Origin of the sequence: Streptomyces sp. NPDC053542, from assembly GCF_044544685.1 — a bacterium.
Taxonomy (GTDB): domain Bacteria; phylum Actinomycetota; class Actinomycetes; order Streptomycetales; family Streptomycetaceae; genus Streptomyces.
Genome location: NZ_JBITXL010000005.1, coordinates 40694 through 61826, shown reverse-complemented (window position 1 = coordinate 61826; position 21133 = coordinate 40694). Strand labels below are relative to the sequence as shown.

Annotated in this window: 16 protein-coding genes and 4 tRNA genes; 12 read left to right on the top strand and 8 right to left on the bottom strand. The window is 71.0% G+C overall.

The features are described from left to right. Positions 1–36: 36 nt before the first annotated feature. Positions 37–801: an SLATT domain-containing protein gene (locus ACIGXO_RS15235; protein ID WP_399785806.1), complete on the bottom strand. Its 765-nt coding sequence runs from the start codon at positions 799–801 to the stop codon at positions 37–39. A 377-nt stretch (positions 802–1178) separates the two neighbouring features. Here ACIGXO_RS15235 and purD point away from each other — a divergent pair, with 377 nt between their 5' ends. From purD to ACIGXO_RS15215, 4 genes are all read left to right on the top strand, one after another. Then, positions 1179–2456 (top strand): phosphoribosylamine--glycine ligase, encoded by a 1278-nt coding sequence (gene purD / locus ACIGXO_RS15230; protein ID WP_399785803.1) that lies wholly within the window; start codon positions 1179–1181, stop codon positions 2454–2456. A 393-nt stretch (positions 2457–2849) separates the two neighbouring features. After that, complete coding sequence (locus ACIGXO_RS15225) at positions 2850–4760, top strand: hypothetical protein (protein ID WP_399785801.1); 1911 nt, start codon at positions 2850–2852, stop codon at positions 4758–4760. Positions 4761–5231: 471 nt separating this feature from the next. Beyond that, positions 5232–6710 carry a N,N-dimethylformamidase beta subunit family domain-containing protein gene (locus tag ACIGXO_RS15220; protein WP_399785799.1) on the top strand — a complete coding sequence of 493 codons (1479 nt, stop codon included), beginning with the start codon at positions 5232–5234 and terminating at the stop codon, positions 6708–6710. A gap of 151 nt (positions 6711–6861) precedes the next feature. Continuing rightward, positions 6862–7776, top strand: coding sequence for a phosphoribosylaminoimidazolesuccinocarboxamide synthase (locus ACIGXO_RS15215; protein WP_399785796.1), 915 nt, complete (start codon positions 6862–6864; stop codon positions 7774–7776). Positions 7777–7880: 104 nt separating this feature from the next. Here the strand turns inward: ACIGXO_RS15215 and ACIGXO_RS15210 are convergent. The 4 genes from ACIGXO_RS15210 to ACIGXO_RS15195 all read right to left on the bottom strand — a co-directional run bounded on the left by ACIGXO_RS15210 (position 7881) and on the right by ACIGXO_RS15195 (position 8805). Beyond that, positions 7881–7953, bottom strand: a tRNA-Gly gene (locus tag ACIGXO_RS15210). A 192-nt stretch (positions 7954–8145) separates the two neighbouring features. Next, positions 8146–8218 (bottom strand) — tRNA-Gly (locus tag ACIGXO_RS15205). 75 nt (positions 8219–8293) lie between these two features. Next, positions 8294–8365: transfer RNA gene (locus ACIGXO_RS15200), tRNA-Gly, on the bottom strand. Positions 8366–8484: 119 nt separating this feature from the next. Then, positions 8485–8805 carry an Lsr2 family protein gene (locus tag ACIGXO_RS15195; protein WP_399785793.1) on the bottom strand — a complete coding sequence of 107 codons (321 nt, stop codon included), beginning with the start codon at positions 8803–8805 and terminating at the stop codon, positions 8485–8487. A gap of 332 nt (positions 8806–9137) precedes the next feature. Between ACIGXO_RS15195 and purS the strand changes: the two genes are divergently transcribed. The 6 genes from purS to purM all read left to right on the top strand — a co-directional run bounded on the left by purS (position 9138) and on the right by purM (position 16178). Next, complete coding sequence (gene purS, locus ACIGXO_RS15190; protein ID WP_399785790.1) at positions 9138–9401, top strand: phosphoribosylformylglycinamidine synthase subunit PurS; 264 nt, start codon at positions 9138–9140, stop codon at positions 9399–9401. Further along, positions 9398–10078: a phosphoribosylformylglycinamidine synthase subunit PurQ gene (gene purQ, locus ACIGXO_RS15185; protein WP_223736450.1), complete on the top strand. Its 681-nt coding sequence runs from the start codon at positions 9398–9400 to the stop codon at positions 10076–10078. Before purS ends, purQ begins: the two co-directional genes overlap by 4 nt. After that, positions 10075–12324 carry a phosphoribosylformylglycinamidine synthase subunit PurL gene (purL, locus tag ACIGXO_RS15180; RefSeq protein ID WP_399785787.1) on the top strand — a complete coding sequence of 750 codons (2250 nt, stop codon included), beginning with the start codon at positions 10075–10077 and terminating at the stop codon, positions 12322–12324. The genes purQ and purL overlap by 4 nt, the downstream gene beginning before the upstream one ends. Positions 12325–12404: 80 nt before the next feature. Beyond that, entirely contained in the window at positions 12405–13196 is a 792-nt protein-coding gene (locus ACIGXO_RS15175; RefSeq protein ID WP_399785784.1) for a sterol carrier family protein, read from the top strand. Positions 13197–13514: 318 nt separating this feature from the next. After that, a complete protein-coding gene (purF, locus tag ACIGXO_RS15170) occupies positions 13515–15071 on the top strand; it encodes an amidophosphoribosyltransferase (RefSeq protein WP_399785781.1) in 1557 nt (518 codons plus the stop codon). A gap of 33 nt (positions 15072–15104) precedes the next feature. Next, entirely contained in the window at positions 15105–16178 is a 1074-nt protein-coding gene (gene purM, locus ACIGXO_RS15165; protein ID WP_399785778.1) for a phosphoribosylformylglycinamidine cyclo-ligase, read from the top strand. A 99-nt stretch (positions 16179–16277) separates the two neighbouring features. On the opposite strand, the gene ACIGXO_RS15160 is transcribed toward purM, so the two are convergent. Together ACIGXO_RS15160 and ACIGXO_RS15155 are read right to left on the bottom strand one after the other, a co-directional pair. Next, on the bottom strand, positions 16278–16535 hold the full coding sequence (locus ACIGXO_RS15160) for a DUF3073 domain-containing protein (protein ID WP_031050486.1): 258 nt from the start codon (positions 16533–16535) through the stop codon (positions 16278–16280). A gap of 323 nt (positions 16536–16858) precedes the next feature. Next, positions 16859–18004 carry a Leu/Phe/Val dehydrogenase gene (locus ACIGXO_RS15155; RefSeq protein ID WP_399785774.1) on the bottom strand — a complete coding sequence of 382 codons (1146 nt, stop codon included), beginning with the start codon at positions 18002–18004 and terminating at the stop codon, positions 16859–16861. A 275-nt stretch (positions 18005–18279) separates the two neighbouring features. On the opposite strand from ACIGXO_RS15155, the gene ACIGXO_RS15150 reads away from it, so the two are divergent. Beyond that, a complete protein-coding gene (locus tag ACIGXO_RS15150; RefSeq protein WP_399785772.1) occupies positions 18280–19116 on the top strand; it encodes a hypothetical protein in 837 nt (278 codons plus the stop codon). 626 nt (positions 19117–19742) lie between these two features. Then, complete coding sequence (gene bldC / locus ACIGXO_RS15145; RefSeq protein WP_003949541.1) at positions 19743–19949, top strand: developmental transcriptional regulator BldC; 207 nt, start codon at positions 19743–19745, stop codon at positions 19947–19949. 991 nt (positions 19950–20940) lie between these two features. Here the strand turns inward: bldC and ACIGXO_RS15140 are convergent. After that, positions 20941–21015: transfer RNA gene (locus ACIGXO_RS15140), tRNA-Asp, on the bottom strand. Positions 21016–21133: the final 118 nt, after the last annotated feature.

Genomic DNA, 21133 nt, shown 5'->3' with positions numbered 1-21133 from the left:
CCCTCCTTCGGAAGCTCCCTCGCCGCGGCGGCTCCCTCACCGCGGCGGCTCCGGCGGTCGCTGCCGGGGCATGTTCGGGCGGGTGCCCGGGGGGAGCACGATCCGGCCCGCGCGGTCCGGCGCGGCCGCCTGGCGCGGCGGGCCCCAGGGGGCCGGTGCCGCCTGGCTGGCCGTCGGCACCGGGCCCGTACGGAACTGCATCATCCAGTCGGCGGTCTCGGAGCGCACGAGCTCCGCGAGGTCCTCGTGGAAGCGGCGCAGCACGGTCAGGCAGCGCTCGGCCGCTTCCGAGGCGGTGCCCTCCGTCGGGCCGAGCACCTCCCGGACGCTCTCCGACGCCCAGTCGAACTGCAGCGCCTCCAGTCGCCGCTGTACCGCCTGCGCGGCGGCCACGTCCCGCATCCAGCCCGCCGTCACGCCGAAGAACCGGTCACAGCCCACGCAGACGGCGGCGAGCAGCAGCGCCAGATAGCCGTACTCCGCGCCGCGGTCCAGGGCGCCGCTCACGCCGAGCAGGGGCAGCAGGGCCCCCGCCGAGACGCCGGCGGCGGCGCCGGCGCGCAGTATCCGGGCGGCGCGCCGCTTGGCGACGCGGTCGGCGAGGTACCAGTCGATGACGTGCAGCGCGCCGGTCTCGGCCCATTGGTACAGCTCGTCCAGGCGCTCGGCCGGCTCTCCCCAGTCACCGAGCGGAAAGGCACGGCCGGCTAGATCACCGCGATCCCGCCCTTGTGCGTCCTCGCCATCCGCCCGAGGAGGCCCCTGGGGCGGCCTCTCGGGCTGCATCTCCGGCTGGCTCACCCGTGCACTCCCTGTTGAAGATACGTGCGGTGCGCGCGATGCGAATGAGTCGGCCGTGGCGCGCAGACACCCTTCCTACCGCCGAACGGCTGGCGTTGCCGCCAGAATCCAGCTATTTCCGCCCGGAAGTGGCGCGGGATCAGGTATAGGCCAGTTCCCGCCCTCACTCGAAAGAGTTGCTACACCCCATGGGCCCCGCCTAGGTACACAGGTTGGGGCCGGTTTCGCGGTGGTACTCGGTCACCTGTGCCCACCGCGCCGGGGTGCGGCCCACCGCCCCCGGGCGCTCCCCGCCGACCAGCCGCTTCGTGCCTCCGTCCAAAGGACGGCCACGGCCCGTTTCGTGTCTCTGCCCAAGGGGCGACTACCCTGCTCCTGTGAAGGTCCTCGTCATCGGCGGCGGCGCCCGCGAACATGCCCTGTGCCGCTCTCTGTCCCTCGATCCCGACGTCAGCGCGCTGCACTGCGCTCCCGGCAACGCCGGCATCGCCGAGGTGGCCGAGCTCCACCCGGTGGACGCCCTCGACGGCGCGGCCGTGGCCGAGCTGGCCGTGAGCCTGCGGGCGGAGCTGGTCGTCGTCGGCCCGGAGGCGCCGCTCGTGGCCGGTGTCGCCGACGCCGTGCGCGCCCGCGGCATCCCGGTCTTCGGCCCCTCGGCGGAGGCCGCGCAGCTGGAGGGCTCCAAGGCGTTCGCCAAGGACGTCATGGCGGCCGCCGGCGTCCCGACGGCGCGCAGCTACGTGTGCGCCACCCCCGCCGAGATCGACGAGGCCCTGGACGCGTTCGGTGCCCCGTACGTCGTCAAGGACGACGGCCTCGCCGCCGGCAAGGGCGTCGTCGTGACGGACGACGTCGAGACGGCCCGGGCGCACGCGCTGGCCTGCGACCGCGTGGTGATCGAGGAGTTCCTCGACGGCCCCGAGGTCTCGCTCTTCGCGATCACCGACGGCGAGACCGTCGTGCCGCTCCAGCCCGCCCAGGACTTCAAGCGCGCCCTCGACGGCGACGCGGGCCCGAACACCGGCGGCATGGGTGCGTACAGCCCGCTGCCGTGGGCTGACCCGAAGCTGGTCGACGAGGTCGTGCAGTCCGTGCTGCAGCCGACCGTGGACGAGCTGCGGCGCCGCGGGACGCCGTTCTCCGGGCTGCTGTACGCGGGCCTGGCGATCACCTCGCGCGGCGTGCGCGTGATCGAGTTCAACGCGCGCTTCGGCGACCCGGAGACCCAGGTCGTGCTCGCCCGCCTGAAGACCCCGCTCGCGGGCCTGCTGATGGCCTCGGCGACCGGCAACCTCGCCGCCCTCCCGCCGCTGCGCTGGAGCGACGGCGCGGCCGTCACGGTCGTCATCGCCTCGCACAACTATCCGGACGCGCCGCGCACGGGCGACCCGATCACGGGCCTGGACGCCGTGGCCGAGCAGGATGCCCCGGAGTCGTACGTCCTGCACGCCGGTACCCGGTACGACGCCGACGGCCGGGTGCTCAGCGCCGGCGGCCGCGTGCTGTCCGTCACCGCCACCGGGTCCGACCTGGCCACCGCCAGGGACCGGGCGTACACCGCCGTCGGCCGGATCTCCCTGGAGGGGTCCCACCACCGGACGGACATCGCCGCCAAGGCCGCAGCGGACGCCAGGGCCGCTGAGCAGGCCGGCTGAGCGCCGCACCGCCCCAGGCCCGCCTCCGTCAGGAGGCCGGCCCCGCTCTCCGAGGAACCGGCCGCTCGCGTGGCCGGTTCCTTGCTTTACCCAAAGCCATTCCATCGAGTGACCAAACCGGTTAACGGCTGACGTGCGACGGTGCCCCAACTAGGGTTCCGCGCAAGCGTCCTGTGGTGCCCGCTCCGGTGGCCTTTCCGGTTCCGGGCCGGCTGCCCCGAGACGTCCGGCAAGTGGCTCACCGGCATTGCGATGTCAGTGGCCGGTGCCAGAGTGGTGGAGAGTGAGCAGCGCGCCGACGGTCGCCAGTGTCCGCGGGCACGTTGCCCGGTCTCTTCCGTCCCGTGTTCTCTCCGTCCCGTTCAAGCAGGACAGCAGGGGGTGTACAGGCTCGTGGCAGGTCCGGAGGCAGGCGAACAGGCAGCGCGCGCCCGGGCGCTCGCGGTGCTGCGGATCCGCGGCGCGGCGCTGGGCGCGGCCGTGCTGCCGGCCGCGCTGGCCGTGGTGCTCTTCGCCGGGGCAGCGACCGGTGGGCTCGGCTCCGATTCCGGGGGCTGGGTCCTCGCCCGCTGGATCGTGGCGGGGTTCGCGGTGGCGGTGCTGCTGCTGGCGGCGCTGGTCGCCGCGGTGGTCGCCCGGGCCAGGCCCGCGCTCAGCCCCACCGTCCCGGTCGCGGAGGAGTCCGCGCCCGATCTGTACCGGCTGGTGCGCGATCTCGCCGACCGGCTGGAGGTCCCCGCGCCCTCCGCGATAGCGCTCACCCCGGACTGCGACAGCTGGCTGGAGGACCGTACGCACCGCGCGCAGACGCCGCTCGGCGGCGGCCCGGCGTCCGGCCGCGCCGCGACCCGTGACGCCCCGGCCGGGGCGGGCCGGCAGGTGCCGGCGCCCGTCCTGGTCATCGGCTCCCCGTTCCTGTGGTGGATGCGGGTCGCCGAGCTGCGCGCCCTGCTGGCGCCGGTCGTCGCCGGTACGGGCCCCTCGGCGCACCCCGACATAGCGGCAGCGCGCCGCTTCGTCCGCGGACTGGACGCCGCCGTGGCGGTCGCAGCCCGCGCCCGGGGCACGCTGCGTGGCATACCGTTGCGCTTCGTGGGCCGGGTGGCGCGGCTGCTGCTGCGCGGCTGCGGCGAGCACGCCGCGCAGATGGAGCGGGGCGTCGCGGCCGCGGCCTCCGAGCGCGCCCAGGGCGTGGACTACGGCCTGCGGATCGTCGCGCAGGAGCAGGTGGGCCTGGCGTATGCGGGCTGGGACCGGCTGCTCACCCGGGTCGCGCTGCCCGCCTGGCGGATGGGCCGCTGGCCCTCCCGGCTGGACGCCGGCGTGGTCTCCGCGCTCACCGAGCTCTCCCGCCGCGACCGCCTCGCCGAGGGCTTCGCCTCCCGGCTGGGCGAGCGCCCGGCCTGTGACCTGCTGGAGGAGCCCGGCGCCATCGACCGCGCCGCCTCCCTGCTGGCCGCGCGGCTCTTCCACGGCGGCCCCGCCGAGAGCGGCCCCGACTGGTCGCCGGTGGCCTGGGACCGCTATCCGGAGGAGGTCGTCGACCGCAAGTGGCGACTGGAGGCCGCCCGCCTGCACCGCGTCCTGGACGACCTCCCCGCGCTCACGCCCCCGGACGGTACGCACGAGGACGACGGAGCGGCACAGCCGGCCCAGCCGGTACGCCCGACGGAACCGCTGAGCACGACGGACCCGGAGGACCGGCCGGAGCCGGTGGCCGTGCAGGAGTCCGCGGGCACCGCGGACGCCATGGGCGAGCGCCTCGCCGGCCGGGTGCGGCTGGCCGGCACGGTCCCCCCGCGGGCCGGTGCCGAGTCCACCGTGGCCGGGCCCACGCTGTCGCGGATCATCGAGCGGCTGGCGCGGGACTCCGGGGCGAGCGACCTGATCGCCGCGCGCCTGGTGACCGAGCTGGAGCGGGAGGAGCGGGCCACCGCCGACCGCCAGGCCGCGGCCCGCACGGCCGGCTCCGAGGCCGCCGGGGCGGCGGGCCCCGGCGTGCCGTGGGGCGACGGGCTGGTCGACGGCGGCGTCCCGCTGTTCCCGCTGCAGGCGCCCCGCACGGGCCGCGAGCTGCTCGCCGACCACGTCACGGCGATGGTCTGCTGCGCCGCCGTGGACACCGCGGGCGCCGCTCCGGGACTGGACTGGCTGGACGGACCCGCGCTGCTGGTCGGCGGGGCCCGCCGGAACGATGTCGGCCACTCGGTCCGCAGCCTGGTGGACGACGGCGACGCCGAGCCGCTCCGCGACTGGCTCGGCGAGCTGGGCGTACGCCCCGACAAGCCGGTACGTCTCGTCTGATCACGGCCCCCGCCGCCTCCGCCGCCCGCCGGCGAAGCGTCCCCGCAAGGCCCCGCCCGGCCCCGCCCGGCGCTGCATGTCCTCGCACGGCGCTGCTCGGCCCCGCACCCGGACCCACACGTCCGCGCACATCCCCACGCGTCCCCACGCGTCCCCACGCCGCCACGATGTGCGCAGCTCACACCCCGTATCCGCCGCATCGGACGCCCAATCTGTCCGATAACTCCGGCTGGATGTTCTGCCCCAGTTCACCTTTCGGCCGTTTCCGCTCGTAAATTCACGACGAAGGGTGACGGTCCAAGTGCGTAATGTGATGTGCTGGGGGTACTCGCCGCTTCTCGTACGAACGAACTCGCGGACCAACAGGACGACTCAGCAGGACGACCCAACAGCACAACGACCAACAAGTCGGCAGCACGCCAGGGACCCGACGGCGTACCGACCGGTGGGGCGAGGGAGGGGAGTGGGAGCGTGGGCACACAGCAGATCCGGCGCTGGGAGTCCGGGGCCCTCGCGCATGCCGTGACGGACCCGTTCGGCCAGGGCCCGCTTCCTTGGCTGCGCGGCAGCGAGAACTACTTCGACTCCGGCAGGGTCGTTCCCTGGTACGTCGATCCGGTCCTCGCCCACGGAGAGGCGACCGTCCCGCTGCCCCGCTCCTGTGCGGGCCCCCGTACCGCCGATGACGTGCACCGCCAGATCAAGGGCTTCGCCGCGACCGGCGCGGTGGCCCCCGGCGAGGCCATCGACTTCCGGATCACCGTCGACCCGCCGCAGCCGTTCAGCATCGACGTCTACCGCATCGGCCACTACGCGGCGGCCGGCGCCTCGAAGATCACCACCAGCCCCCGGCTCTCCGGCATCGTCCAGCCGCCCCCGCTCACCGCCGACCGCACGGTCTCCTGCCACCACTGGTGGCTCTCCTGGCGGCTGCAGATCCCCGAGTACTGGAACGTCGGCGCGTACGTCGCCGTGCTGACCACCCAGGACGGCTACCGCAGCCACGTCCCCTTCACCGTCCGCGACGACCGCCCCGCCGATCTGCTCCTGCTCCTCCCGGACGTCACGTGGCAGGCGTACAACCTCTACCCGGAGGACGGCCGGACGGGCGCCAGCCTGTACCACGCATGGGACGAGGACGGCGTGCTGCTGGGCGAGAGCGACGCGGCCGTCACGCTCTCCTTCGACCGCCCGTTCGCGGGCGCGGGCCTCCCGCTGCACGTCGGCCACGCCTACGACTTCATCCGCTGGGCGGAACGGTACGGCTATGACCTCGCGTACGCCGACGCGCGTGACCTGCACGCGGGGCGGGTCGACCCGACGCGCTACCGCGGCCTGGTCTTCCCCGGGCACGACGAGTACTGGTCGGTGCCCATGCGGAAGACCGTCGAGCGCGCCCGCGACACCGGCACGTCCCTGGTCTTCCTCTCCGCCAACACCATGTACTGGCAGGTCGAGCTGTCCCCGTCGCCTTCGGGCCCGGACTCCCTGCTGACCTGCCGCAAGCGCCAGGGGCCCGGGCGCCCGGCGCTCTGGCGCGAGCTGGGCCGCCCCGAGCAGCAGCTGATGGGCATCCAGTACGCGGGCCGGGTGCCCGAGCCCGCGCCGCTGGTCGTCCGCAACGGCGAGCACTGGCTGTGGGAGGCCACCGGCGCGCACGAAGGGGACGAGCTGGCCGGGCTGGTCGCCGGGGAGGCCGACCGGTACTTCCCGCGCACGAGCCTGCCCGAGCACGTCAGCCGGGTGCTGCTGGCGCACTCCCCGTACCGCGACGGGGACGGCGTCCGGCGGCACCAGGAGACGTCCCTGTACCGGGCTCCCAGCGGCGCCCTGGTCTTCGCCTCCGGCACCTTCGCGTGGTCGCCCGCGCTGGACCGGCCGGGCCACATCGACGAGAGAATCCAGCGCGCCACCGCCAATCTTCTCGACCGCATCTGCAAACGCGACTGAGGTCCCGGGGCGCGGCGCGCACCGAGCACCCGAGGGGGCGGAGGGCGTGCGGCGCCTGCCGTGCGCCGCATCGGCCCACCCTGAAGCGCTGCCGGGCGCCCGCATGCGCGAGAATCGGAACGACTCCTGGATCAACCTACGCGGAGGCAGCGTGTCCGGATTCGTTGAAAAGCCCGAACCCGTGGAGGTGCCGGGCCTGGTCCATCTCCACACCGGCAAGGTGCGCGACCTCTACGAGAACACCGACGGCGACCTGATCATGGTCGCCAGCGACCGCACTTCCGCGTACGACTGGGTGCTGCCCACCGAGATCCCCGACAAGGGCCGGGTCCTCACCCAGCTCTCGCTGTGGTGGTTCGACCAGCTCGCCGACCTGGCGCCCAATCACGTCATCTCCACCGAGGTCCCGGCCGGCGCCCCCGACGACTGGGCGGGCCGCACCCTGGTCTGCAAGTCCCTCCGGATGGTGCCGGTCGAGTGCGTGGCCCGCGGCTACCTCACCGGCTCGGGCCTGAAGGAGTACGAGCAGACCCGCACGGTCTGCGGCCTCGCGCTCCCCGAGGGCCTGGAGGACGGCTCCGAGCTGCCCGCGCCGATCTTCACCCCGGCCACCAAGGCCGAGGTCGGCGAGCACGACGAGAACGTCTCCTACGAGGAGGTCGCCCGGCAGGTCGGCGCGGAGACCGCGACGCAGCTGCGACAGGCGACCCTCGCGGTGTACGGCCGGGCCCGGGACATCGCCCGTGAGCGCGGCATCATCCTGGCGGACACCAAGTTCGAGTTCGGCTTCGCCGCCGGCGAGGACGGCGCCGAGGTGCTGACCCTGGCCGACGAGGTACTGACACCGGACTCCTCGCGCTTCTGGCCGGCCGATCAGTGGCAGCCGGGCCGCGCGCAGCCGTCGTTCGACAAGCAGTTCGTCCGGGACTGGCTGACCTCGCCGGCCTCCGGCTGGGACCGCACGAGCGAGCAGCCGCCGCCCCCGCTGCCGGCGGAGATCGTGGAGCAGACCCGCGCGAAGTACATCGAGGCGTACGAGCGGCTCACCGGCCACACGTGGTCCTGAGCACTCAGGGCGTGTCCGCACCGGGCACGCCCTGAGCCCGTACACGGCTGTGCCCGTACATGAGAAAGGCCCCGGTCGCGATGACCGGGGCCTTTCTCATGCGGAGCGGACGACGAGGCTCGAACTCGCGACCTCAACCTTGGCAAGGTTGCGCTCTACCAACTGAGCTACGTCCGCCTGCCCGGCGCCGAAGCGCGCGGTGCGAGAACCACTATAGCCAACCGCGCGGGGTGCTCGTGCCGTCCGGCGGGCGAGGGAGCGGAATGTGGCCACGGCCACAGATCAAATTCAGAAGATCGCGCGGCTTCAGAAGATCACGCGGGAAAAGCAGAAGACCCCGGTCGCGATGACCGGGGTCTTCTTTCCCTGAGCGGACGACGAGGCTCGAACTCGCGACCTCAACCTTGGCAAGGTTGCGCTCTACCAACTGAGCTACGTCCGCATGCATCCGTCCGGCTTTCACCGAGCGGCGCGACAGCTACTCTACCTGATCCAGAGGACTGGTCGAGACTGTCAGAGCGGGTGACAGGGATCGCACACTGCGCCTCCCCCTTGGAAAGGGGGCGCTCTACTACTGAGCTACACCCGCGTGACTCCTCGGGGCGGGGGCCTGTCGGCCTCGCCCCTCGGCGTGCTCCAGACTTTAGCTGATCAAGGGGGGTGCAGCGCAAGTCCGCTGCCGGCAGGGGCTGCCCGCCGGCACCGGACTCAGCTGTTGGCGGCCTCGAACGCCTCGTAGACCTTCTTCGGGATGCGGCCCCGCGGGGGCACGTCCATCTGGTGCGAGCGGGCCCAGGCCCGCACGGCGGCGGGGTCCGCCGCGACCGAGGTGTGCCGGTACGCCTTGCCCGACCTCGCGCGCTTGCGGCCGGCCTCGACGTACGGAGCGAGCACCTCGCGCAGTTTCTTCGCATTGGCGGGATTGACGTCGATCTCGTACGTCTTCCCGTCCAATCCGAAGGCGACCGTCTCTGCGGCTTCTCCGCCGTCGATGTCATCGGAGAGCGTGACTACTACGCGCTGCGCCACGGATATCGGTCCTTTCGCGTGGCATCTCCGTGCTGACATGGGGAGATGCCACAGATCCGGATGTCTGGGATCAATGCTTTTTCATTTGTACAGCGATGAGCAATGCATTGTGAAGCCCAGTTAATTTCCTCAGCGTGTCATCGCGCAATCAGGACTGCCGATCTTTTCGAGGATTTTTCCCGGGTGTTCACAACAGCCGATACCTGAACGTGATCGGCCGAGTACACATCTATGCGCGTAGATTTTTCGGCAAGGTACTGTGAAGGAACCGAGTCGGGGTCCGGGGTGTCCCCGGATAAACCCAGCCGCACCACACAAAACCGGGAGTGCCAGTGGCACGCGTCGTAGTCGACGTCATGCTCAAGCCCGAGATCCTCGACCCGCAGGGACAGGCGGTGCAGCGTGCACTGCCGCGTCTGGGCTTCGAGGGCATCTCCGACGTACGTCAGGGCAAGCGTTTCGAACTTGAGGTGGAGGGCCCGGTCGACGAGGCCGCCCTCGCCCGCATCCGCGAGATGGCCGAGACCTTCCTCGCCAACACCGTCATCGAAGACTTCGTCGTACGGGTCGACGAGCCCGCCGGAGCCACCTCATGAGTGCTCGGGTCGGAGTCATCACCTTCCCCGGCACGCTGGACGACCGCGACACCCAGCGCGCGGTCCGGCTCGCCGGGGCCGAGGCCGTGCCGCTGTGGCACAAGGACAAGGACCTCAAGCAGGTCGACGCCGTGGTGCTGCCCGGCGGCTTCTCCTACGGCGACTATCTGCGCGCCGGTGCCATCTCCCGCTTCTCGCCGGTCATGGACACCGTGATCGAGCAGGCCAAGGCGGGCATGCCGGTCCTCGGTATCTGCAACGGTTTCCAGGTCCTCACGGAGACGCACCTGCTGCCCGGTGCGATGCTGCGGAACAACCATCTCCACTTCATCTGCCGCGACCAGAAGCTGCGGGTGGAGAACGCCGGCACGGCGTGGACGGCGGACTACACCGCCGGCCAGGAGATCAGCATCCCGCTGAAGAACATCGACGGCCGTTACGTCGCCGATGAGCGCACCCTCGACGAGCTCGAGGCCGAGGGCCGCGTCGCCTTCCGGTACCTCGACGTCAACCCCAATGGCTCGCTGCGGGACATCGCCGGCATCACCAATGCGGCCGGCAATGTCGTCGGCCTCATGCCGCACCCCGAGCACGCCGTCGAGCCGCTGATCGGTACGGGCCGTACCGACGGCCTCGGATTCTTCACCTCGATCCTGAAGAAGTTGGTCAACGCATGACGCTGGACACGGTCAAGCACGCCGCCGGGACACCCGACGTCGACCAGCCCTGGGCCGAACTGGGCCTGAAGCAGGAGGAGTACGAGCGGGTCCGCGAGATCCTCGGCCGCCGTCCCACCGGCGCCGAGCTCGCGATGTACTCGGTCATGTGGTCCGAGCACTGCTCGTACAAGAGCAGCAAGGTCCACCTCCGGCAGTTCGGTGAGAAGGCCCCGGAGACCGACGCGCTGCTCGTCGGCATCGGCGAGAACGCCGGCGTCGTCGACGTGGGCAACGGTTACGCGGTCACCTTCAAGGTCGAGTCGCACAACCACCCCTCGTACGTCGAGCCGTACCAGGGCGCCGCGACCGGTGTCGGCGGCATCGTCCGCGACATCATCGCGATGGGCGCCCGCCCGGTCGCGGTCGTGGACCCGCTGCGCATGGGCGCGGCCGACCACCCCGACACCAAGCGCGTTCTGCCCGGCGTCGTCGCGGGCATCGGCGGCTACGGCAACTGCCTTGGCCTGCCCAACATCGGCGGCGAGGTCGTCTTCGACTCCTGCTACCAGGGCAACCCGCTGGTCAACGCCGGTGCCATCGGCGTCATGCGGCACGAGGACATCCACCTCGCCAAGGCGTCGGGCGCCGGCAACAAGGTCATCATGTACGGGGCCCGGACGGGCGGCGACGGCATCGGCGGCGCGTCGATCCTGGCCTCGGAGACCTTCGACGACAGCAAGCCGTCGAAGCGTCCCGCCGTCCAGGTCGGCGACCCCTTCCAGGAGAAGCTGCTCATCGAGTGCACCCTGGAGGCGTTCGCCGAGAAGCTGGTCGTCGGCATCCAGGACCTCGGCGCCGCCGGCATCTCCTGCGCCACCTCCGAGCTGGCCTCGAACGGCTCCGGCGGCATGCGCGTCGAGCTCGACGACGTACCGCTGCGCGACTCCACGCTCTCGCCCGAGGAAATCCTCATGAGCGAGTCGCAGGAGCGCATGTGCGCGGTCGTCGAGCCGGAGAAGGTCGACCGCTTCCTGGAGATCTGCGAGAAGTGGGACGTCACGGCCACCGTCATCGGTGAGGTCACCGACGGCGACCGGCTGGAGATCTTCTGGCACGGCGAGAAGATCGTCGACGTCGACCCGCGCACGGTGGCCCACGAGGGCCCGGTGTACGAGCGTCCGTACGCCCGTCCCGAGTGGCAGGACACCCTGCAGGCCGACGACGCCGCGAAGCTGGCCCGTCCGGAGAGCGGCGACGAGCTGCGCGAGCAGGTCCTCAAGCTGGTCGCCTCGCCGAACCAGGCGTCCAAGTCCTGGATCACCTCCCAGTACGACCACTTCGTGCAGGGCAACACGGTGCTGGCCAGCCCGGAGGACTCCGGGATGATCCGCATCGACCCCGAGACCGGGCTGGGCGTGGCCATCGCCACCGACGGCAACGGCCGCTTCGCGAAGCTGGACCCGTACCACGGCGCGCAGCTCGCGCTCGCCGAGTCGTACCGGAACGTGGCCGCGACCGGCGCCAAGCCGCTCGCCGTCTCGGACTGCCTGAACTTCGGTTCGCCCGAGGACCCGGCCGTCATGTGGCAGTTCGCCGAGGCCATCCGCGGTCTCGCGGACGGCTGTCAGCAGCTCGGTACGCCGGTCACCGGCGGCAACGTCTCGCTGTACAACCAGACGGGCGAGGCCGCCATCCACCCGACGCCGGTCGTCGCCGTCCTCGGCGTGATCGACGACGTGGCCCGCCGTACGCCGGTCGCCTTCGCGGAAGAGGGCCAGCTCCTCTACCTGCTGGGCGACACCCGCGACGAGCTGAGCGGCTCGGCCTGGGCGCAGGTCGTCCACGACCACCTGGGCGGTCTGCCGCCGGAGGTGGACCTGGAGCGCGAGCGGCTGCTCGCCGAGATCCTGATCTCGGCGTCCCGCGACGGCATGATCGACGCGGCGCACGACCTGTCCGACGGCGGACTGGTCCAGGCCCTCGTCGAGTCTTGCCTCAAGGGCGGCAAGGGCGCCCGGATCGTCATCCCCGACGGCCAGGACCCGTTCGTCACGCTGTTCTCCGAGTCCGCGGGCCGCGCGGTCGTCTCGGTACCGCGCAGCGAGGAGCTCCGCTTCACCGACATGTGCGGTGCGCGCGGCCTCCCGGTGACCCGCATCGGCGTCGTCGACGGTGATGTCCTGGACGTCCAGGGCCAGTTCAGCATTCCGCTGAGCGAGCTGCGCACGGCGCACGAGGAGACCATCCCGGGCATCTTCGGCTGATCGTTTCCCGCGTCACGGGCGGTGTCCCCGCCGGAGAAATCCGGTGGGGGGCACCGCCCGTCGGCGTTAGGCTCGCGCTCATGCCACCGGCCAAGAAGCGTCCTCGCAAGTACGACCCCGCCAAGACCCGGGCCGCGGTGACCGCGCAGTTCGCCCATGTACGCGAGGCCGTAGCGGCCTTCGGCCCCGAGGAGTTTGCGCGGCCGACGCGGCTGGGGGAGTGGACCGTACGGGAACTCGTGGTGCATCTCTCCATGGCGCTGGAGCACGTGGCGGCCGGTCTGGAGCGGCCCGTGCCGGCGCGGCAGGAGATGACGCTCGCCGAGTGGCCGTTCGCCACGGCGCCGCACGCCGACAAGATCGACGAGTACGTGCGGGACACGGCGGCCGAGCAGGACCCGGTCGCGCTGCTGGACCGGGCCCACGAGCGGTACACCGCCCTGGTGGCCGGCGCCGCCGACGACCGGCTGCTGGCGATCAGGACCGGGGCGATGCGGCTGGACGAGGTCCTGGTGACCCGCTGTGTCGAGCTGGTCGTGCACACCGACGACCTGGCCGCGGCGACCGGTACGGAGATCCCGTTCGACCGGCAGGCGCTGGCCGCCGCGACCCGGCTGCTCGCCGACGCGCTGGCCGAGAAGGCGCCGGGCGGCTCCGTGGAGGTACGCGTGCCGCCGTTTGCCGTCGTGCAGTGCGTGGCGGGGCCGCGGCACACCCGCGGGACCCCGCCGAACGTCGTGGAGACCGACCCGCTGACCTGGCTGCGGCTGGCGACGGGGCGTACGTCCTGGGCCGGTGCGCTGGCGGACGCGGCGGTCAGCGCGAGCGGCGAGCGGGCCGATCTGGGGGAGTACCTTCCGGTGCTCTCCTGAGCGCCTTATTTGCTGGGCGGAAACGTTCGGGAATGCGGTGACGCCTGAGCCGCGGGGCTCGACTCCGAAACCCCTCCAAAGAGGGACTCTTCGTCCGGCCGGTCCGGCATGGCGCGGAAGTGACGCTTCTCACCCGATGTGAGATGCGGATAAGGATCTTCGTCCCGGCCACTGCCGCGACGCGCGCTGTACCAGGGGCTGTGGGGGCTGCGCGGCCCGGAGCCGGGTGCCGACCGTGTGTTCACGTCAAGCACATCGCGCAGGTTCCCGGCCATCCCCGGTTCGGATGAATCCCGTACCTGCCCTAGACTCATTGATGTGCGTGGTGACGGACGACTCAACCACGACCTGCTCCCTGGTGAGAAGGGTCCCCAGGACGCCTGCGGCGTCTTTGGTGTCTGGGCCCCGGGAGAAGAGGTCGCCAAACTCACTTATTTCGGGCTGTACGCGCTGCAGCACCGCGGGCAGGAGTCCGCGGGCATCGCAGTGAGCAACGGCTCACAGATCCTGGTCTTCAAGGACATGGGGCTCGTTTCCCAGGTCTTCGACGAGACCTCCCTGGGCTCTCTCCAGGGCCACATCGCCGTGGGCCATGCCCGCTACTCCACCACCGGTGCGTCCGTGTGGGAGAACGCCCAGCCGACTTTCCGTGCCACCGCGCACGGCTCGATCGCGCTGGGCCACAACGGCAATCTGGTGAACACCGCCGAGCTGGCCGAGCTGGTCGCCGAGCTGCCCCGCGAGGGCGGCCGGGCGACGCAGGTCGCGGCCACCAACGACACCGACCTGGTGACGGCGCTGCTGGCCGGCCAGGTCGACGAGGACGGCAAGCCGCTGACCGTCGAGGAGGCCGCGCCGCGCGTCCTCCCGAAGGTCAAGGGCGCCTTCTCGCTGTGCTTCATGGACGAGCACACCCTGTACGCCGCCCGTGACCCGCAGGGCATCCGCCCGCTGGTCCTCGGCCGCCTGGAGCGCGGCTGGGTGGTCGCCTCCGAGACCGCGGCGCTGGACATCTGCGGCGCCAGCTTCATCCGGGAGATCGAGCCCGGTGAGATGGTCGCCATCGACGAGGACGGCCTGCGCGCGACCCGCTTCGCCGAGGCCCGCCCCAAGGGCTGCGTCTTCGAGTACGTCTACCTCGCCCGTCCCGACACCGACATCGCCGGGCGGAACGTGTACCTCTCCCGCGTGGAGATGGGCCGCAAGCTGGCCGCCGAGGCGCCCGCCGACGCCGACCTGGTGATAGCTACTCCGGAGTCCGGCACGCCGGCAGCGGTGGGCTACGCCGAGGCCAGCGGGATCCCGTTCGGCAGCGGCCTGGTCAAGAACTCCTACGTCGGCCGGACCTTCATCCAGCCCTCGCAGACCATCCGCCAGCTGGGCATCCGCCTGAAGCTCAACCCGCTCAAGGAAGTCATCCGCGGCAAGCGCCTGGTGGTCGTCGACGACTCGATCGTCCGCGGCAACACCCAGCGCGCGCTGGTACGGATGCTCCGCGAGGCCGGGGCCGCCGAGGTCCACGTCCGGATCTCCTCCCCGCCGATCAAGTGGCCGTGCTTCTTCGGCATCGACTTCGCCACCCGCGCCGAGCTGATCGCCAACGGCCTCTCGGTCGAGGAGATCGGCAAGTCCCTGGGTGCCGACTCGCTCTCGTACATCTCCATCGACGCCATGGTCGAGGCGACCACGATCGCCAAGCCGAACCTGTGCCGCGCCTGCTTCGACGGCGAGTACCCGATGGACCTGCCCGACCCGGAGCTGCTCGGCAAGCACCTGCTGGAGTCGGAGACCGAGGGCCGGACGTCGTCCGACGTGGACGGTGTGCAGACGCTCACCGCCGGGGTCGGCGGCGCCGACGCGCTGCGTCGCCCGTAGAACCCCTGCAAGACGACACGAAAGCTCTCAGCCATGTCTGCTGAATCTCCTGCCGGTGCCAGCTACGCGAGCGCGGGCGTCGACATCGAAGCGGGCGACCGCGCCGTCGACCTCATGAAGAAGTGGGTCAAGAAGGCCACCCGCCCCGAGGTCGTCGGCGGGCTCGGCGGCTTCGCCGGCCTCTTCGACGCCTCCGCGCTCAAGCGGTACGAGCGCCCGCTGCTCGCCTCCGCGACCGACGGCGTGGGCACCAAGGTCGACATCGCCCGCAAGATGGGCGTGTACGACACGATCGGCCACGACCTGGTCGGCATGGTCGTGGACGACCTGGTCGTCTGCGGTGCCGAGCCGCTCTTCATGACCGACTACATCTGCGTCGGCAAGGTCTTCCCCGAGCGGGTGGCGTCGATCGTGAAGGGCATCGCCGAGGGCTGTGTGCTGGCCGGCTGCGCGCTGGTCGGCGGCGAGACCGCCGAGCACCCGGGCCTGCTGGGCGAGGACGACTTCGACGTCGCCGGGGCCGGTACGGGCGTGGTCGAGGCCGACCGCGTGCTGGGCGCGGATCGTATCCGTAAGGGTGACGTGGTGATCGCCATGGAGTCCTCCGGTCTTCACTCGAACGGGTACTCGCTCGTTCGCCACGTGCTCTTCGACCGCGCCGGCATGGACCTGGAGCGGGAGGTCGCCGAGTTCGGCCGCACGCTGGGCGAGGAGCTGCTGGAGCCCACCAAGATCTACTCGCTGGACTGCCTGGCGCTCACCCGCACCACCGACGTGCACGCCTTCTCGCACATCACGGGCGGCGGCCTCGCGGCCAACCTCGCGCGGGTGATCCCGGACGGGCTGCACGCCACCATCGACCGTTCCACCTGGACCCCCGGCGCGGTCTTCGACCTGGTCGGCACGGCCGGCTCGGTCGAGCGCCTGGAGCTGGAGAAGACCCTGAACATGGGCGTCGGCATGATGGCCGTCGTGCCCCAGGAGTCGGTGGACGTGGCGCTGGCCACTCTCGCGGACCGCGGCATGGACGCCTGGGTCAGCGGCGAGATCGTCGAGCGCGGCGACCAGGCCGAGGCCGTGGCCCTGACCGGTGACTACGCCGGCTGACGCAGGCCCCGCAGGACCGCAGGGCAGCACAGAACCCGGTCCGGGCGATGCCCCGGACCGGGTCCGTGATGCTGCTGTTGCCTTGAGCGCGCGGCGGCGTCAGGCGCGACGACGCTGGTCGGACGAGTCGCCCTCGTCCTCCTCATCGTCATCGTTGTTGTACAGGTCGGCGTACCGTGCGTACGGGTCGTCGTCCTCGTCATCCTCGAACGGCTCACCGTTCGGCGGCTGCTGTGCCGGCTGTTGCGGCGATGCACCCAGCTCTTCGGCCAGGCGTGAGAGATCAGTCCCACCGCTGTTGTACTTCAGCTGGCGGGCGACCTTCGTCTGCTTGGCCTTGGCCCGGCCGCGCCCCATGGCTCGACCCCCTCAACGACGGGGCTCGACGGCCCCAGAGTCTTGACACGCGTTCATGATTCAGAGCGGACTCTCGACGGAGAGTCCGGCCCGTAGGGCTTTAACGGTACCTGCTTCCGCGGCCATACGGTACGTCGCCCGCACCACCGGCCGCCCGGCATGACTCGCGGGACGCCCCGTACCCGCTGGTCAGCTGCGATTTTAACGTGTCACGTCCGGCGACCCGCCGGTGGGTGGTGAGGGATGTCTCCTTCACCGCCCACCGAGCGTGTCACTGTAGGAACCCCACGGTCACCGTCGGCGGCCGGGGAGCGTGGCGGCGGTCACGCGGAGCGTGCCTCCGCCATCCGCAGTTCGGCGAGCCGGTCCGCCGCCGCGGCCGGCGGAATGCCGTCTGCCTTCGCATTCGCGAATATTGAAAGCGTGGTGTCGAAGATCTTTCCGGCCTTCACCTTGCACCGGTCGAAATCAAACCCGTGCAGCTCATCGGCCACCTGGATGACACCACCCGCATTGACCACATAGTCGGGCGCATAAAGGATTCCGCGGTCGGCGAGATCCTTCTCCACGCCCGGGTGGGCGAGCTGGTTGTTGGCCGCGCCGCACACCACCTTCGCGGTCAGAACCGGTACGGAGTCGTCATTGAGCGCGCCGCCCAGCGCGCATGGCGCGTACACGTCCAGGCCCTCGGTGCGGATGAGCGCCTCGGTGTCGACGGCCGCGCGGACCTGCGGGTGGGTGGCCAGAATTCGCTCCACCGATTCGGCCCGTACGTCCGTGATGACCACCTCTGCCCCGTCTTCGAGCAGGTGCTCGACGAGGTGGCGGCCGACCTTGCCGACGCCCGCGATGCCCACCTTCCTGCCGCGCAGGCTGGGGTCGCCCCACTGGTGCTGCGCGGCGGCGCGCATGCCCTGGAAGACGCCGTACGCGGTGAGCACGGAGGAGTCGCCGGCGCCGCCGTTCTCGGGCGAGCGGCCGGTGGTCCAGCGGTTCGTCCGGGCGACCACGTCCATGTCCGCGACGTACGTGCCGACGTCGCAGGCCGTGACGTAACGGCCACCGAGAGAGGCCACACAGCGTCCGTAGGCGAGCAGCAGCTCTTCGGTCTTGATCACTTCGGGATCGCCGATGATCACGGCCTTGCCGCCGCCGTGGTCCAGGCCCGCGAGCGCGTTCTTGTACGACATGCCGCGGGAGAGGTTCAGCGCGTCCAGCACGGCCTCCTCCTCGGAGGCGTACGGGTGGAAGCGGGTACCGCCCAGGGCCGGGCCGAGCGCGGTGCTGTGGATCGCGATCACGGCCTTGAGGCCGCTGGCGCGGTCCTGGCAGAGCACGACCTGCTCATGGCCGCCCTGATCGGACCGGAACAGGGTGTGCAGCACACCGCCGTCGGTGTGGGCTGCGGAGATCCCCGGCACGGAGTGCTCGGAGGAAGGACGTACGTCGGTCACTGTGGTGACTCCCATAGTCGCGGTGGACGCCCTCGTGTCGTTCCCCCCGCTTGTGGCAGGGAGAAGCGGGGGGAGGGCCGGTCGGGGGAAGCGTATGACCTTCGACGCCCGCTGATCGGCACAGTGCGGAGGATCACCCCCTAGTGGGGGACGGGCATGGGACGATTTGCGCATGCCGGGCCGCTCGCCGGGGGCAACTCCCGGCTGTCTGCTCCCCCTTGGCAGACTCCTCCGCGGCGGACTTCCCTTGCGGTCCTCCGGAGAGGGACCGACAGAAGAATGGAGCGGGCGTGGCCTTGGCGTCGTCGGTGATGGTCCCGTATGCGGCGTATCTGCGGGTCTACGAGCCGCTGGCAGCGTTCCCCGAGCCGGAGCGCTCCCACTGGGCGCAGTACGCCAAGCGGGACGCCACGCCCACCGCCCAGGACGAGCTGCGCCGCTCGCTGGCCGATCTGCTGGCGACCCCGCCCGTCGCGGTCCCCGTGCACGAGAGCGCCGACGCGTTCATCGCCGTCGTGGACGGCGTGACGTGCGTGTGCCCCTGGCGGACGCGGCTGCGGGGCTGGCAGGCGCTGGAGGAGCTGCCCGAGCGGCTTCCCGCGCCGGTACTGGACGCCGCCCTGCCCCCGGTCGTCCGCCGGCAGGCCGCCGCCGACTACGAGCGGTGGCTTGATCTGAACCCTGACGCGCGCCCCTGGATCCGCACGGCGACGTGGCACGTGCCGGTGCGCTGGTTCGTGCTCTTCGACGACGCGGAGCGGGAGTACACGAAGAGTGACCAAGGGCTCGTGCTGCGTTACCGCACGCCGATGGTGGAAGCCAGACGCCGGGTCGCGCGCGGCCTGCGCACGCTCAAGGACGCGCTCGAAGAGGGGCCCTTGATCGACGGCCTGGTAGATGTGGGGCGCTGGCTGGAGGAATTCCACCCGCGCGCCCTCGTGGAGCTGGACTACGGGGGGCTGGTGCACGCCGTCCCCGAGGGGCAGCTCGCCGAGGATCATTCCGCCGCGGAAGTGGCGGAGGGGCTCACGGCGCTGCGCGAGGGGGACGGGGAGCGCGCCGGCGCGGCGTACGAGAAGCTGTCGGACCGCTGGCGTGCGGTCCGGGAGCGGCAGTACGCGAGCTGACCGCGGGCTTGGGTGATCATTTTCGGAGGCACGTGTCGTGATGACGCGCGCCTCCGTTGTGCGCCCCCGGCGGGCGTACCGGTGCGTGCCTACAGGTGGTGGGCTGCAGGCGATCCCTGTGCGGTGGTTGAGGGTTTTCTGTGCGGTGCTGTGTGATCACGGTGCGGTGGTTCGGATGTAGGGGACGTAGGTCCCGATCCGGTCTTTTCGCACAAGCGTGACCTAAAGCACTGACTTCGGGCCTTGCCACCAACTACCACCCTCGTGCCAAAATAGGACAAGGAGCCTGACTGGGGCTCCTTCCGTCCAACTAAGGGCGGATAGATCGGTATTGCACCTCTTGGTGGGGCTGGTGACGCCTGGTCACGTTGTGACTGATCGTCACAGGGGCGTGACTGTCCGCTATGGCACGGTCCATCGGCTTCCGCCGAGGTTGAACACCTGAGAGGGCAATTCCATCGGTTTGGCCGACGCGGCTGGACAGATGGTGTAGTTGTAGTGCCGAGGACAAGCCGTTCGTCCTATAACCGACTCGGCCCGCGTCCGCCATTTCGGGCAACGCGGGTCAAGGTGCAGAATTTAGAGGAAAGAACCGTGATGGTTCGGTTCTCCCGAGGAGGCCGCTCATGACCGCTCGCACCCCTGACGCCGAGCCGCTGCTGACCCCTGCCGAGGTTGCCACGATGTTCCGTGTCGACCCCAAGACGGTGACCCGTTGGGCCAAGGCAGGCAAGCTCACGTCCATCCGGACTCTCGGTGGACATCGGCGCTACCGCGAGGCTGAGGTCCGCGCACTGCTGGCGGGCATTCCCCAGCAGCGCAGCGAGGCCTGAAAACACGCATGACCGGGCATTTCCGGGTCCCCCAACCCGTGACATGCCCATAGAGCACCACAAAGCTCCATATGACGAGGCGCCTGCCCCAACAGGCGCCGCACCCGCGCAGCATGGGTACGTCATCGATCGCGCTGGACTCCGCCGGGTCCAGCGCGATCTTTTTTGTGCGCTCATGTGTCCTTGGGCCGCTCGCCCGCCCCCGCCGGCCGGGCGTGTCGCTGACGCTCCGTGTGCAGGCCGGGGCGCCGCTCGTGGTCACCGCCCACGGGGGTTCCGGAACTGCGGGCCCGTACTCGGCGGTACTTGCCGAGGGGCCACCGGATGAGCGGTGCAATTGCACATATTAAATTGACTGCCTGTAGGCAGGGCGTAAGTTCCCCTGATCCCAAAACTCATCCGGTGACACCCGTCACAGCGGCCAGCGGTTGTCCCCCTGGCGCCCGCTGCGGTAGTGCACGGCGGTCATCGCGCCTCTCAACACCCTCTCACCGCACGGGCGATGACGGAGGCGTCATTGGTCACCTCGGGAGCGGACTTTCGTCCCCGCGGCGGATCGCGGGCGCGGAGCCGCGGTTCGCGGGCGCGGAAATGAGGTTGCGGGGCCCGGCCGCGGCCCTGTGGCCGCGAAGAAGCCGTCACGCGCCGCGTACGGGCCGCAGAGGGGCTCCCGGGCGCCGAAGAGCGCCTGGCGCGTGCGGCGGCCGCTGGCGCCCCCGTAGAGACGATCTTGGTCGCGGGGGCTTCCGGAGTGTGCTCGAGCGGGCGTCCGCGAGCGGGGGCGGGACCGGAACCGGCCGGGGGAAGGGTCGAAAATCGGCCACCGGGTACGGGCCGAGTACGGACCTGGTCCGAGCCGAGCGGGAGCCGAGTACATGCCGAGTGCGAGTCGTGCGGGAACCGAGTCCGAGCCGAGCCGAGCCCGAGTTGAGCACGAGCCGAGTACGACGAAAGGGCCCGCATCCTGATCGGATGCGGGCCCTTTCTGCTGCGGTCCTGACGGGATTTGAACCCGCGGCCTCCACCTTGACAGGGTGGCGAGCACTCCAAACTGCTCCACAGGACCTTGCTGCTTCCTCCGCTTGCGCGGTGGCTGCGAAGCAAGACTCTACAGCAGGTCAGGGGGTGCGGTCGAACTCGCTGCCGGGGAAGGCCCTGGTCGGCGCCCGGCGGTGACCCAGCAC

What these genes read in the sequence shown, in the direction of transcription:
- ACIGXO_RS15160 (WP_031050486.1), bottom strand. Translation starts at nt 16,535, where the DNA reads ATGGGGCGCGGCCGGGCCAAGGCCAAGCAGACGAAGGTCGCCCGCCAG.
- bldC (WP_003949541.1), top strand. Translation starts at nt 19,743, where the DNA reads ATGACCGCTCGCACCCCTGACGCCGAGCCGCTGCTGACCCCTGCCGAG.
- purQ (WP_223736450.1), top strand. Translation starts at nt 9,398, where the DNA reads ATGAGTGCTCGGGTCGGAGTCATCACCTTCCCCGGCACGCTGGACGAC.
- ACIGXO_RS15175 (WP_399785784.1), top strand. Translation starts at nt 12,405, where the DNA reads ATGCCACCGGCCAAGAAGCGTCCTCGCAAGTACGACCCCGCCAAGACC.
- purL (WP_399785787.1), top strand. Translation starts at nt 10,075, where the DNA reads ATGACGCTGGACACGGTCAAGCACGCCGCCGGGACACCCGACGTCGAC.
- purM (WP_399785778.1), top strand. Translation starts at nt 15,105, where the DNA reads ATGTCTGCTGAATCTCCTGCCGGTGCCAGCTACGCGAGCGCGGGCGTC.
- ACIGXO_RS15155 (WP_399785774.1), bottom strand. Translation starts at nt 18,004, where the DNA reads ATGGGAGTCACCACAGTGACCGACGTACGTCCTTCCTCCGAGCACTCC.